The organism is Brevibacillus sp. NL20B1, from assembly GCF_018195675.1.
In the GTDB taxonomy this organism is placed as follows: Bacteria; Bacillota; Bacilli; order Brevibacillales; family Brevibacillaceae; genus Brevibacillus; species Brevibacillus aydinogluensis.
This window is the reverse complement of sequence record NZ_JAGTPT010000036.1, coordinates 1-13177: the sequence shown is the minus strand read 5'-3', so window position 1 is coordinate 13177 and position 13177 is coordinate 1. Positions and strand designations below refer to the sequence as shown.

General features: G+C 55.8%; 13 protein-coding genes. 10 read left to right on the top strand and 3 right to left on the bottom strand.

Going from position 1 to position 13177, the window contains the following annotated elements; translation table 11 throughout:
* The first annotated feature begins 115 nt into the window (after window positions 1-115).
* The 4 genes from KDN35_RS18695 (at window position 116) to KDN35_RS18680 (ending at window position 5595) form a co-directional block, all read left to right on the top strand.
* On the top strand, window positions 116-2941 hold the full coding sequence (locus tag KDN35_RS18695; protein WP_212133569.1) for a DNA translocase FtsK: 2826 nt from the start codon (window positions 116-118) through the stop codon (window positions 2939-2941).
* Between the two features lie 518 nt (window positions 2942-3459).
* A complete protein-coding gene (locus KDN35_RS18690; protein ID WP_212133567.1) occupies window positions 3460-3855 on the top strand; it encodes a hypothetical protein in 396 nt (131 codons plus the stop codon).
* 138 nt (window positions 3856-3993) lie between these two features.
* Window positions 3994-4551 carry a signal peptidase I gene (lepB, locus tag KDN35_RS18685; protein WP_371808918.1) on the top strand — a complete coding sequence of 186 codons (558 nt, stop codon included), beginning with the start codon at window positions 3994-3996 and terminating at the stop codon, window positions 4549-4551.
* A 324-nt stretch (window positions 4552-4875) separates the two neighbouring features.
* Window positions 4876-5595 carry a hypothetical protein gene (locus tag KDN35_RS18680; protein ID WP_212133566.1) on the top strand — a complete coding sequence of 240 codons (720 nt, stop codon included), beginning with the start codon at window positions 4876-4878 and terminating at the stop codon, window positions 5593-5595.
* Window positions 5596-5679: 84 nt separating this feature from the next.
* Here KDN35_RS18680 and KDN35_RS18675 read toward each other — a convergent pair whose 3' ends face one another.
* A complete protein-coding gene (locus KDN35_RS18675; RefSeq protein ID WP_171567518.1) occupies window positions 5680-6633 on the bottom strand; it encodes a DMT family transporter in 954 nt (317 codons plus the stop codon).
* A gap of 152 nt (window positions 6634-6785) precedes the next feature.
* Between KDN35_RS18675 and KDN35_RS18670 the strand changes: the two genes are divergently transcribed.
* From KDN35_RS18670 to KDN35_RS18645, 6 genes are all read left to right on the top strand, one after another.
* On the top strand, window positions 6786-7691 hold the full coding sequence (locus KDN35_RS18670; protein WP_171567511.1) for a LysR family transcriptional regulator: 906 nt from the start codon (window positions 6786-6788) through the stop codon (window positions 7689-7691).
* Window positions 7692-7759: 68 nt separating this feature from the next.
* Window positions 7760-8740, top strand: coding sequence for a quinone oxidoreductase family protein (locus KDN35_RS18665; RefSeq protein WP_212133565.1), 981 nt, complete (start codon window positions 7760-7762; stop codon window positions 8738-8740).
* A gap of 172 nt (window positions 8741-8912) precedes the next feature.
* Window positions 8913-9560, top strand: coding sequence for a pyridoxamine 5'-phosphate oxidase family protein (locus tag KDN35_RS18660; RefSeq protein ID WP_212133563.1), 648 nt, complete (start codon window positions 8913-8915; stop codon window positions 9558-9560).
* Between the two features lie 137 nt (window positions 9561-9697).
* Window positions 9698-10525, top strand: a complete 828-nt coding sequence (locus KDN35_RS18655) for an aldo/keto reductase (RefSeq protein ID WP_171567513.1) — start codon at window positions 9698-9700, stop codon at window positions 10523-10525.
* Window positions 10526-11130: 605 nt separating this feature from the next.
* Window positions 11131-11874 carry an IclR family transcriptional regulator gene (locus KDN35_RS18650; protein ID WP_212133561.1) on the top strand — a complete coding sequence of 248 codons (744 nt, stop codon included), beginning with the start codon at window positions 11131-11133 and terminating at the stop codon, window positions 11872-11874.
* Window positions 11875-11892: 18 nt separating this feature from the next.
* Window positions 11893-12054 (top strand): hypothetical protein, encoded by a 162-nt coding sequence (locus KDN35_RS18645; protein ID WP_212133560.1) that lies wholly within the window; start codon window positions 11893-11895, stop codon window positions 12052-12054.
* A 332-nt stretch (window positions 12055-12386) separates the two neighbouring features.
* Here KDN35_RS18645 and KDN35_RS18640 read toward each other — a convergent pair whose 3' ends face one another.
* Together KDN35_RS18640 and KDN35_RS18635 are read right to left on the bottom strand one after the other, a co-directional pair.
* A complete protein-coding gene (locus tag KDN35_RS18640) occupies window positions 12387-12962 on the bottom strand; it encodes a hypothetical protein (protein WP_349291003.1) in 576 nt (191 codons plus the stop codon).
* 41 nt (window positions 12963-13003) lie between these two features.
* Window positions 13004-13159, bottom strand: a complete 156-nt coding sequence (locus KDN35_RS18635; protein ID WP_249179200.1) for a matrixin family metalloprotease — start codon at window positions 13157-13159, stop codon at window positions 13004-13006.
* Window positions 13160-13177 lie beyond the last annotated feature (18 nt).

Sequence of the window (13177 nt, the reverse complement as noted above, 5' to 3'; positions counted from 1 at the left end):
GCGGAATTTTAGAAAAAAACATTGGGCGTAAAAACCAGCGGATGATTCATGCTAATATGAAAGAGAAAATCACTCGATACAAAAGGTAGGTAATGAAAGAAAGGAACGTTGCAACATGTGGTCGTGGCTGCAAAAGATGATCCGATATGTGCTGGGAGAAGAAGAGCAGGAGCGAGAGCTGGAGCGTGAAACCGTCCGTTATCGCCCGCCTGCCGGACCAGCCGCCGGTCAACTCCGGGCAAAGACAAAGAACATTTACCCGAAACAGCGGGGCGACGAGCAGGAACCGGAGTTTCCGAGAAGGGAGAGGCAACGCCATTTTCGCTTTCCCGTGATCTCGGACGAGGAGCTTCACCGGCCGAAGAAGAGAGAGCCGGTGGAGATGGACAAGCCCGGGCGGGGTGACAGTGTGTACTCAGGGCCTGATCTGGTCTTTCGCAGCGGCTCATCCGCCCGCAGCATCGCCGACGGTATGAAGGCCGGCGAACAAGTGAAGCCGGAAGTGATTCAAGAGAAGCGGGGGGCTGAGCATACCCCGCGCAAAATAGATCGCGTTAAAACAGAAACGGTCCGACGTGAGGAGAGAAAAGCCGAGCCGTTGCGCCCGGCGGGGGCTGCTGCGGAAAAACGTACATATAAGCCGTCGGAGTTCATCTCCCCGGTATACGGAAAAATGACGCCGTCCACGCGGGAGACGGAGCACCGGATTCACACGACGTCCGGGATCTTCTACGCCGGAGCGGACAACAAGCGGGAATTTGTAAACACGGAGGAGGCTGCGGACCGTCCCGAGTTGACGGCTAAAGCGGAGACAGACGCTGTTTCGGCGGAACTGCAGCCGAATGAACCGGCGGCAGAGACGGCTGCAACGCTCCCGTGGACCAAACAGGAAGTGCCCGCAGCAAAGAACGGTACGGATGCGGGGGAAGCTGCTGAAGCACGGGACGTTTCGGAGGTACAAGCAGAATCGGCGGCCTCCGATGAGCTGACAACACGTGATGTGGTGTTCAATAACACGGCAGCAGCCGAGGCTGTGATGAATACGGAGACGGTGTCCGAGACGGCGCATGAGATGGAACCGGGGCCGGAGACAAAGATGGTGCCGGAGACAGACGCGGTACTTGAGACAGAGTTGGTGGCAGAGACAGAAACATTGCCTGAAACAGAGACGGTGCTGGAAACAGAGACGACGCCGTCGGAAAAATCAGAGGCGCCGATGGATGTCGCGTGCGAATCGCCGGCAGTGCCCGCCCAAACAGCGGACGAAGATGCAGACGAGGTGCCGACAGAACCGGGAGAAACGCAGGCGCCAGCGCTGTCGGACGAATCGGCGGCCAAGCCGCTCTCCCCTGCATGGGAGGCGTCCGCTCCCGAATCGACTGCTTGCGACCTTGCGGAACAGCCTCAAGCCGCCGAGTTGGAAGCTGCTGCAGGATGGACAGTCCGGGAACAGGAGATGAGCGCAAAAGAAATTGCCGCCTCTGCCGCCGTGCAGGAAAGGGCATCGTCGGCTGCAGGAACTGCGGAACCGTCTTACGAGCTGCCGTCGCTCGATCTGCTCGACCCCTGCCCGCCGATGAGCGAAGACGACGACGAACACACGCAGATTCAAAAAATGCTTTTGGAGGAGACGCTGGCCAATTTCAACGTCAACGCCCAGGTGGTGGGCATCGTCAAGGGGCCGTCCGTCACGCGTTTTGAACTGCAGCCGGCGCCTGGGGTCAAGGTGAACAAAATCACCAGCCTCATTGACGACATCAAGCTGAACCTGGCGGCCAAGGACATCCGCATCGAGGCGCCGATCCCCGGCCGCAACGCCGTCGGGATTGAGGTCCCCAACCTGACCAGTCAGCCGGTCCTGATCAGCCGGATCATCGGCTCGGCGAAATTCCGCGAGCATCCGTCACCGCTGGCCGTGGCGCTCGGCATGGACATTGGCGGGGAGCCGATCGTCGCCGACATCAAGAAGATGCCGCACGGACTGATCGCGGGTGCCACCGGCTCGGGGAAAAGCGTCTGCATCAACTCGATCATCGTCAGCCTCTTGTACAAGGCGACGCCGGAACAAGTGCGGCTGCTGTTGATCGACCCGAAAATGGTGGAACTGGCTCCGTACAACCATCTGCCCCATCTGGTGACGCCAGTGGTGACAGACGCCAAGCAGGCGACAGCCGCCCTGAAGTGGGCGGTGGAGGAGATGGAAAAACGCTATGCGCTCTTCGTCGACGCGGGTGCGCGTGACATCGAACGTTATAATCAGACCGTCGACCAGCCGCTGCCGTACATCGTAATCGTGATCGATGAATTGGCCGACCTGATGATGGTCTCGCCGCAGGATGTGGAGGAATGCATTATTCGCATTGCGCAAAAGGCGCGGGCTTGCGGCATTCACCTGCTGCTGGCCACGCAGCGGCCGTCCGTGGACGTGATCACGGGCAACATCAAAGCCAACGTGCCCACCCGTCTCGCCTTTGCCGTTTTTTCACAGGTGGATTCCCGCACCATCCTCGACCAGTCGGGCGCGGAGCGGCTGCTGGGACGGGGCGACATGCTCTTTTTGGAGAGCGGGGTCACTCCTGTTCGCCTGCAGGGGAACTACGTCTCGGACGACGAAATCGAGCGGATCACGCGCGCGATCAAACAGCAGCGAAAGCCGTCTTACCTGTTTAGCAAAGAGGAACTGGAGCAGCAGGTCCAGTCGTACGACATGGGCGACGATCCGCTGTACCACGAGGCGCTGCTCTTTGTCGCGGAACAGGGACAGGCTTCCGCCTCTGCCCTGCAGCGCCGCTTCCGCATCGGGTACAACCGGGCGGCCCGCCTGATCGAGATGATGGAGGCGGACGGCTACGTCGCCGGTCAGAACGGCGGCAAGCCCCGCGCCGTGCTGATCACCCGCGAGGACGCGGAGGCGCTGGCAGAAGGATCGTCACTGTTCTAGCATATCAGGAATGCTGCAAAGGTCTTGCCGATTGGGCAAGGCCTCAGCGTGTAGACAATGTTCGCGGCGCATGGGAGATCGGGCCCGCTCGCTCGCTTGACGCCCAGCACAGAAGCGGATGAAGTCCGCTCCAAAACGCGACGCGGGCAGGGGACAAACATCTGGGTGTTTCGATGAAGTGAGACTTGTGTCCCCTGTTGGTCCCCGCGTCATCGTTTTTCCGCTGAGCCGGTCGTCAAAGGAGCTCGCTTGGCCCATCTCTCCATGCGATGTACGTTGTCTACAGTTTCGGTTGATGAATGGTCAGGCCTTTCGGCCTGGAAATCATTTTCTTATGGACGCTTATACAATGAACCGTTTGTCTTCAGTCTGAGGTCTTGCCGATTGAGCAAGGCCTTTTTTACGCTTGCGGGGACAGCCAGGTCGTGAGTGTGCACAAACAGACAGACAGATCTTGCTGAAACCCCCATTGTCGTTTTATTCTGAAAAATATCACGAAAAGAAACGGAGGTACGCACATGGACCCGCTGAAAAAGAAGTACCAACCGATTGACGAACAGATTGTCCTGTTCAATGACGAGTATTACCTGAGTGTGCAAAGGCTTGACGTGTCGGAATTGGACGCGAACGCGAGAGAGTCGCTGTTCAACCATCTGTTTGCATTTGACAGCAGTGATATCGAACTGGAGATTGACATTTCCGAGGAGCAGCGGGGGGTCTGGTACCTGCAGCTGCTCGTGCCGCACGTGTTGACGCTGCCGGATGCGGCGCGTAAACGGCTGGAGAGAGGGACAAAACAGCTTGTCAGCCATCTGATGCAGCAGCCGCATCATCCGGCGTCCAGCGGGGTGGGCGGAGACGATCTGCTTTGGTATGTGCGGCGCTACAACCCCGATGTGGAGGTAATCGCTTGACGGTTGTCCGGGGAAATTCACGGGGATTTCGCGGGCTGCCGTGAAGGGGAGAGGGGGAGCGAGCTGGCCCGGTTAATTTGCAGCCGAGTTTGTGCTATCATACGTGGTAGACAAACTTGTACGAAAGGCGGGCTGCTTGTGAAGCTCAAAGAGATTTGGGATTGGATTAGTTCCATCGTCTTCGCGGCATTGCTGGCGCTGGTTCTGGGCGTCTTCGTTTTCCAACCGTTCAAGGTGGAAGGCCACTCCATGGACCCGACGCTGCATGATCAGCAGAGGATCTACGTGTCCAAACTCTCCCACACCTTTTCGTACCTGCCAGATTACGGCGACATCGTCGTGATCGACAGCCGTGTAAACCGAGAGCGCACAATCCGGGATGACCTGATGAACCATCCGTTGATTCACCTGATGCTGGGCAATCAAAAGGAAGATTTCATGTACGTCAAGCGCGTAATCGGCAAACCGGGCGACGTCCTGGAATTTAAGAATCACCAGGTGTACCGCAACGGCAAGCCGCTGGACGAACCGTACATCAAGGAGACAGCCCAGTACGACGGCTTGGAAAAAGTCGTCGTGCCCGACAACCACATCTTCGTGATGGGGGACAACCGCAACAACAGCCGGGACAGTCGGGACATCGGCTTTATTCCGCTCGACCACGTGATTGGCACCAAATTGGAATGGCCGTTCTGAAGGCGGATTTGAAGGCGGATTGACAAGCGGCCGCACTGCTGCATTCGATGGTCATGGAGAAGCGAACGACGAAAACGGAAGCGGCCCCAGATAGGGGACTTGCTTCCGTTTCGTGTTTTTCAGCCGCACGTGTGCGGTAAACGCCGCCGCATGAGCACGAGTGGCGGGCGCGATCACATAATCCTATCAAGATTGGAGGATTTTATTGTGAAACAGCTGAAGAAAGTTTTCACAATGGCCATTCTGTCCCTGTTTGTAATCACGGGTTGCACGCCGGATCATCGTGATGCTTCTTTGCACATTACCAGCAGGGAAGGAGAAACCGTGACAGCAATAACAAACGTAGACGATGCCGTAAAGGCTTCTGACCATGTCGTGATTGGCGAAGTAGTGGATGAAGCGAAATTCAGCAGCACCAACACCTACCGATACACTGTCGCTGTGAAAACGGAATTGAAAGGGAATGTAAACGCGAAGTCAATTGATGTGTATGAAGCGAAAGATGCGTTGAAAAAAGGGAAAGAGTATTTGTTGTTTCTGGAATACTGGGAACATGAGCTGTATCCCCGGCCTGTCTATACGCCGATCGGAGAGGAGACGATCATTGAAATCGACAAGAATCAATTACGTGGCAATGAAAACATTGTGATGAACAGAAAGAAAGACGACATGGTGACCTACATTCAAAATTCTCCGGAGGCAAAGCGGCTGACGAAAAAGAACGTTCACATCGTAGAGAAGGCGAGCAGTACGGAAGAATTGATAGATCAGTCCGATTTTGTGCTTCATGTCATGCCTGTGGAAATCGTGCATGAAAACGAGTATGTAAAGACCGTTACGGCAGACATTTTGCAAGCGTACAAAGGAGAGCTCGACCAGGACAGTGCCATCATCAATTTGCCGGCTGATGTGGAGGTAGGCAAGGAATACCTGGTGTTCTTGAAGGGAGAAAAGGATTTCCGGCTGACGACTAGACAGGGAAGTGTCATCTCCAAAGACCATGAATCACAATGGAACGTTGTATTGAACAGCATCAACAAATAGATATTGAAAAGACCACCTTGACGTCAGGTGGTCTTTTTTGCTGCACGGACGAGGATGGTGCTGCCCAATGCAGCGAACGATTTTTTATGAGGTTGCGCGGGCGGCCGCGGCGGACAGCTTGAGCTGTCTGCGCTGATAAAGGTTGTTGGCGATCAGCGCCGCGATGATCAGGAGCGTTCCCCCCACATCAAACAGGGTGAGGCGGTACCCCTGCATCACGGAGATGACAAAGGTGGTGACGGGCACGAAGTTGATAAACAGGATGCCGTTGATTGGCGTCAACAGCTTCACGCCCGCATTCCAACTGACCAGTGCCAGCACGCCGGCGACCAGGATCATGAAGCCAAGCTCGGGGCCGGCCGACCAGATCGACGGCAGCGCAGGGACGGACAACATGCCGAAAGCAGACAGCACGAGAACGATTGCAAGCGAAGTGGCGGTGCCCAGCACGCAGCTCAGTGTGGAGTAGCGGAGTACGGACCACTCGGCGAAAACATTGCCGCCAATCGTGTAGATGACCCAGCCCAGGACGCCGACAAAAATCACGAGAACCGGAAACAGCCGGTCGGTTCCCAGGAGAAATGCGTGCAAATCCCCTTTGGTAATCACCAGAAAGCAGCCGACCAGGGCCACCGCGATGCAGCCGACAGTAAACGGCGCCGGCTGCTTCCGGCTCCAGATCCACAGCACCAGCACCGAAATCATCGGCATCAGCGCTTCCATCACCGAAGCGAGAATCACGCCCGACGTGCCCAATTGGTTTTGGCCCCAAAAGATTAACAGGTTGTAGACGGTAAACGCCATCGTGCCGAAAAACCAGAGCGATGCGCCGCGGCCGTCAAAGCGAAGCGCCCGCCCGCCTTCCTTCAGCCACAAGAGGACCAACAGGATGACGGAGACGGCGGAGTAGCGGATGACGGAAAAGAAAAACGGATCGAGATGAGCAAACGCGCTTTCGGCCACGGGAAACATTGCCCCCCATGCGACGCTCGCGATCAGGCACAAAAATGCCCCTTTGAGAATGTGGTTGGTATTCATGTTGCTGTGATTGCCTGCCTTTCCATTGCTTTGACTCATTCACGATCTCCATCATATTCCGGAATTTTTATCATGTAAAACGATTGAAAATGATTGTACTCATCATTATGATTGATACCAGAGTGGAAGAGAGAGGAAGGGGGAGGAGCGGCGTGGAACTGAGTGATCTGCGCATTTTTCAAACCGTCGCTCAACACGGCAGCGTCAGCCGGGCGGCCCGGGCGCTTAATTACGTGCAGTCCAACGTGACGGCGCGCATTCAGCATATGGAGCGAAAGCTGGGAACGCCCTTGTTTTATCGGCATTCGCGAGGGGTGACGCTGAATCCCGAGGGCAGAAAGCTGCTTTCTTACGCGCAGAAGATTTTGGCGATGATGGACGAGATGGAAAAGGCGTTTCAGGACGAGGAGAATCCGTCCGGCCCGCTGTTGATCGGCTCTGTCGAGACGGTCTCCGGCTTGCCGGCGATCCTGTCTGTCTACTGCGGTCGGTATCCGCGCGTCGATCTGTCGCTGGTAACCGGGGTGACGGAACACCTGGTGAACGATGTGCTGGCCTATGAGTTGGACGGCGCGTTTGTCAGCGGACCGATCGAGCATCCGGAGATTGCCCAGGAGCTGTTGACGGAAGAAGAGCTGGTCCTGATCGCGAGCGGCGACGGTGCTTCCCATACACTTGACGAATGCAAATCCAGACCGCTGCTCGTGTTTCGCTCCGGCTGCGGCTATCGGGCCCGGCTGGTGCAGTGGCTCGCGGCGGAAGGGATTACACCGTCGCGGATCATGGAGTTTGGCACGCTGGAGACGATTTTGGCCATGGCCGCCTCCGGATTGGGGGTCTCGCTCGTGCCTAGGGCAGCTGTTGCTCACCTGGAGGAGGCGGGACGCATCCGCTGTCATTCCATTCCGCACGAGTTTGGCCGCGTCTCCACGGTGTTCATTCGCCGACGCGACGCGATTTTGTCCAGTTCGATGCGGAAACTGCTTGAGACCATTCGCCAGTTTCGTGACGAAGGGGGCACGGGTACGTCCCAGCCGGAAGCAGCTGCCCGCAGCTGACTGGACGAAACGAACATGGAAGCCCTGAAGAAATAAATAGAAAAACGGCCGGTGGGGGGAATGAAGGGATGAAAGCGATCGTGGTCACGCAGTTTGGCGGACCGGAAACGATGATCTACACGGACGTGGAATTGCCGGAGATCCATTCTGGACAAGTATTAATTCGTGTCGAAAAAACCAGCGTAAATTTTGCTGATATTAAATCGAGGTACGGGAAAAAGGGGACAGGCACGCTCCCGTTCATTCCCGGCCTGGATGCGGTCGGAATTGTCGAGCGGGTGGGGGCCGACGTAAAGCGCGTCAAGGTGGGCCAGCGCGTGATTGCGTTTCCGCAGCACGGATCGTACGCGGAGTATGCGGTCGCGGACGAACAGCTCACCTTTGCACTCCCCGACGAGGTGGATGTGGATACGGCAGCGGCCTGTCCGGTCGTTTCCTTCACATCCTACAAACTGCTCGCCGATGTGGCCAGACTGGAACCGGGCGAAACGGTCCTGATCCATGCCGCGGCAGGCGGCATTGGCACGACGGCGATCCAGTTGGCCAAAATTCTGGGCGCTGGCCTCGTCATCGGGACGGTCGGCAGCGAGGCAAAAGCGGCGGCCGCTCTGGAAGCCGGTGCGGATCACGTCATCTGCTACGAGCGGGAAGACTTTGCGGAAAAGGTAAACCAGCTCACAAACGGGGAAGGGGCCAATGTCATCCTGGATTCGATTTCCGGATGGGTCTCGGAAAAAAGCATGACCTGCCTCGCTCCGTACGGCAGGCTGGTTCACTTCGGAAATGCAGGCGGGGCCGTCGGGACGTTTGCGACAAAAGACTTGCACGCAAGCTGCCGCTCCGTGCTCGGATTCAGCTTCGGCACGACCCGGAAAATGCGTCCCCATCTCTTGCATGATACGGCGGAGCAGGTGTTTCGCCTTCTGGCCGACGGGCGTCTGCGCATCAGGATCGGGAGGCGGTTTCCGCTGGAAGAAGCGGCCAAAGCCCACGAGTGGGTGGAGAGCAGACAAAGCACAGGGAAAGTATTGCTGGAAGTCAGGGGATAGCCATGACAGCCTGTCCCAGACCGGCAGACTCCGATACCCGCTTCGCGTGATGAGCAGCGTGATGTGCGGGGGATTTCGCGTCCCATGTCCCACGTGTCATTGACGCAAACGTTGGACGATTTTGTGTGGTAGTCGAAAGCAGCATGGAAAAGTTGAGCTGGAGGTGTACAGGATGGATAACAAGACGATCTTTAAGGACGTGGTGACCGCCGAGGCGGAGCTGCGTGAACTGTTGGGCGAGCCGAGGGAACTGGTACGGCGCAAGGCGATTGACCGCCTGGACGGGCACTGCCGTGCGTTTATTGCCAAATCGCCGTTTCTCGTGCTGGCCACGGCAGACGCCGCCGGAAACTGCGACGCCTCGCCGCGCGGGGACGGGCCGGGCTTTGTGCACGTGCTGGATGACTTTCACCTGGTCATTCCCGAACGACCCGGCAACCGGCGGATGGACTCGATGCGCAACATCCTGTCCAATCCCCGGGTAGGGGTGATCTTTCTCATCCCGGGTCTGGAAGAGACGCTGCGCGTCAACGGCCGGGCCTGCGTCATCCGGGACGCCGACATTCTGAGCCGGATGGCGGTAAACGGCAAAGTGCCGGCCGTTGGCATCGGGGTGCGGGTGGAGGAGTGCTTCGTCCACTGTGCCAAGGCGTTCAAGCGCTCTGGCCTCTGGCAGCCGGAAGCGTGGCTGGACAGGGAGCAGCTGCCGGCCATGGCCCAGGTGCTGGCCGACCACATTAACATGAACGCCCCAGGGATTACTACCGGCAAGCAAGTGGAGGAAGCGCTGCAGGAGAGCTATACAAAGCGGTTGTACTGATGAAAGGGAAGGCATCCGGTGAGGTCGCCCATCTCCGGATAAAGCGGGTTCCAAACAGTTACCGCCTTTTTTTGGAAGTATGGTTGTGTTACACTATATACGCTTATACATATTGGAAAAGACGGGAGGAGATCCAAATGGCAACGCATATCGGAGACAGCACTGTATTGAACAACGGAGTCAGCATGCCGTGGCTGGGTCTGGGCGTCTACAAGGCAAAAGAAGGGGAAGAAGTGCAGCGGGCGGTTCGCACCGCCATCGAAGTGGGCTACCGCAGCATTGACACGGCGGCCATCTACGAAAACGAGACCGGCGTCGGCACAGCGATCAAGGACAGTGGCATCGCCCGCGATCAGCTGTTCATCACGACCAAGGTGTGGAATGCTGATCAGGGGTACGAGACGACATTGAAGGCGTTTAACGAGAGCATGAAAAAGCTCCGCCTGGAATACCTCGATCTCTATCTGGTGCACTGGCCGGTCAAGGAAAAGTATTTGGAGACGTGGAAGGCGTTGGAGAAGCTCTATCGTGAAGGATACGTGCGGGCGATCGGCGTAAGCAACTTCCAGGTGCACCATCTGGAGGAGCTGCGCAAGGTGAGCGAGATCGTGCCGGCCGTAAACCAGGTGGAGTGCCATCCGCTTCTGACCCAGCGGGAACTGCGCGCATACTGCAAGGAAAACGGCATCCAGCTGGAAGCGTGGAGCCCGTTGATGAAAGGCAATCTGGACCTGCCGCTGCTGACAGAACTGAGTGAGAAGTACAGCAAGACGCCCGCACAGGTCGTCCTGCGCTGGCATTTGCAAAACGGCGTGGTTATCATCCCGAAATCGGTCACGCCGGAGCGCATCCGTCAAAACGCGGACGTATTCGATTTTACGCTGAGCAGCGAAGACATGGAGCGGATCAGCGCGCTGAACCAAAACAAGCGGTTCGGTCCCGACCCCGACAATTTCGATTTCTAACAAGCGCCAGACATTCCCGTACCGATGGACATACACAGGCAGCCGCTTTCAAGGCGGCTGCCTCAGCGTGTAGACAAAGTTCGCGGCGCATGGGAGATCGGGCCCGCTCGCTCGCTTGACGTCCAGCACAGAAGCGGATGAAGTCCGCTCCAAAACGAGACGCGGGCAGGGGACAAACATCTGGGTGTTTCGATGAAGTGAGACTTGTGTCCCCTGTTGGTCCCCGCGTCTTCGTTTTTCCGCTGAGTCGGTCGTCAAAGGAGCTCGCTTGGCCCATCCCTCCATGCGATGCACATTGTCTTCCGCTTCGGTTGATGAATGGGCAGGCCTTCCGGCCTGGAAATCATTTTCTTATGGACACTTATTCAATGAACCGTTTGTCTTCAGTCTGAGGCAGCCGCTTTCAAGGCGGCTGCCTTTTGCTGTTGGGGGCAGTATGGCGGGTCCCCTGCAGGAACGATGCGGCCGTCCATCGTTTTACTGCCTGAAACGGCGCTTTTTTTCGCTTTACGTGTGTCCGCCTTTTTTCTATACTGAAGAGTAGAACCATATTTCATCTAGTGAAACGATCGGTGACATTCCAACATGAAAGCGGGTGAGAACAGATGGAAGAGGCAAAAACGAACGTGCGGGCGGTGGAGCGTGCGCTGGACATCCTGCTCTGTTTCACGGATTCGACTGATCTGGGCCTCAGCGAGATCGCGAGCCGCCTTTCCCTGCATAAAAGTACGGTGCATCGGCTGCTGGCGACCCTGGAAAACAAAGGCTTCCTGATCCGCGACGCACAGACGGAGAAATACCGGCTCGGCTTTCGGATCTGGGAGCTTTCGGCCAATTTGACCCATTCGGATGACCCTGCCACCGTTCTGCTTCCGGAGATGGAGCGTTTGCGCGACCTGGTGGGCGAGACCATCAGTCTGTACGTGCGGGACGGCAACGAGCGGATTCGCATCCAGGCGGTGCAGAGCAACCAGCCGATCCGCCGGGTGGCTCCCATTGGAGCACGCATGCCGCTTTTCGTGGGCGCGTCCAGCAAGGTGCTGGTGGCGTACGCCGAGCCGGAGGTGCTCCAGGCTGTGCTGAACGATCCCAACTGGCCGGACTCGATCGATCGGGAGGCGTACCTGGAGCAGTTGGAGCAGATTCGGGCGCAGGGGTTTGCCACCAGCGTGGAGGAACGGGAATTGGGGGCCGCCGCCGTAGCTGCCCCGATATTTAACCGCAACGGCAAATTGGTGGCAGCCATTGCCGCGTCCGGGCCATCCAACCGGTTGACGCCGGAAAAAATGCGCGAATTTGCCCGTCCGATCATGGAGGCTGCGTACCGGATGGGCAAAATGATGAAATAGCACATTACGAATGGGACCATGTTGAAAATGAACGCTGCGCGCTGTCGGGTACGTCCGGCAGCTTTTTTGTTGCCGAAAAAACAGGCGTCTGTAGGCAAACAGACGCCTGTTTTTTATATGGGATGGTTTTTTCTAAAAAAACAGGCAAGTATTCGCTTGCCTGTCAAACTGTACTTTTAATCATTGAGTTCTGCCTGGAAACCGTTTCCGGTCGGAAAGACCTGCACATTGATAAACCGAAGGTGGAGAAAACGTACATGGAGTGATGGGCCAAGCGAGCTCCTTTGACTACCTGCTCAGCAGAAAAACGAACGAAAGACGCGGGGAAAAACAGGGGGCACAAGTCTCACTTCGTCGAACTACCCAGATGTTTCCCCTTGCCCGCGTCGCGTTTTGAAGCGGACCCTGCCAGCTTCTTTGCTGGTCGTCACGAGAGCGAGCGGGTCAGATCACCCATGTACGGACTTTGACTACAAGCTGAAGGCACTTCATGAAGAAGTGCCTAGAAAGAATTACTTTAGTGAATCAATTGCATCCAATAGATCTGCCTCGTTTATTGAAGGAAGAGCATCGTCCTCTGTGATATTTTCAAATTCAGTGTTATTTGATTTCCAGGAGGCCAACCTGCTGGATTTTTCCGCTTTAAATAGCTGATTTGGCGTGTTGGGTATAAGAATTAATTTATTTAGATTATCGTCGAATTGTCCGTTAAGAAATAAGAGGTATTCTCCTTCGTGGAGGGATTGATATTTAGGTGCAACAATATTCGCCATATCTTTACCATCCTTGCTTTCTACACCGACGAGGCGGTACATCTCGACAGTTTCCCCTTCTTTAATCTCTTGATCGGTGAGGTTGTTATACAACTTGATAACCTGAACATCATAAACATGAAAAACGATTTCACCTACAACTTCTTTTCGATATTCTTTGGGTACTTTACCCTTTATGATTACTTTAGCATCTTTCACAATATCGTCTATCGATGAGAATGTTTTAGCCAATGCAACACTATGATTGCTTGCACTGTTCAGTTCTTTATAGGCTAATCCCGCTCCAACACCTGCAACCATTGCGGCTACAGTCACAGTCGTTATCATTTTTTTCACTGATAACACATCCTTTCAAATTATCGACCGTAGAGTTCGCGAATATTTTTCTTGTCGTAACTTGTTGGTCCGTCTATATCCCAGTCAAATACGTCTGCATAGTCCATAATAGAATCAATTTTTCTACTATCTATATGTGCAAGCCCAAGAACATGACCAAATTCATGGGTAATCATGTTAATAGTGTCATCCTC

Excerpts from the sequence above, each read along its gene's own strand:
- KDN35_RS18695 (WP_212133569.1), top strand. The coding sequence starts at position 116 with ATGTGGTCGTGGCTGCAAAAGATGATCCGATATGTGCTGGGAGAAGAA.
- KDN35_RS18690 (WP_212133567.1), top strand. The coding sequence starts at position 3,460 with ATGGACCCGCTGAAAAAGAAGTACCAACCGATTGACGAACAGATTGTC.
- KDN35_RS18675 (WP_171567518.1), bottom strand. The coding sequence starts at position 6,633 with ATGAATACCAACCACATTCTCAAAGGGGCATTTTTGTGCCTGATCGCG.
- KDN35_RS18665 (WP_212133565.1), top strand. The coding sequence starts at position 7,760 with ATGAAAGCGATCGTGGTCACGCAGTTTGGCGGACCGGAAACGATGATC.
- KDN35_RS18660 (WP_212133563.1), top strand. The coding sequence starts at position 8,913 with ATGGATAACAAGACGATCTTTAAGGACGTGGTGACCGCCGAGGCGGAG.
- KDN35_RS18655 (WP_171567513.1), top strand. The coding sequence starts at position 9,698 with ATGGCAACGCATATCGGAGACAGCACTGTATTGAACAACGGAGTCAGC.
- KDN35_RS18650 (WP_212133561.1), top strand. The coding sequence starts at position 11,131 with ATGGAAGAGGCAAAAACGAACGTGCGGGCGGTGGAGCGTGCGCTGGAC.
- KDN35_RS18645 (WP_212133560.1), top strand. The coding sequence starts at position 11,893 with ATGTTGAAAATGAACGCTGCGCGCTGTCGGGTACGTCCGGCAGCTTTT.
- KDN35_RS18635 (WP_249179200.1), bottom strand. The coding sequence starts at position 13,159 with ATGATTACCCATGAATTTGGTCATGTTCTTGGGCTTGCACATATAGAT.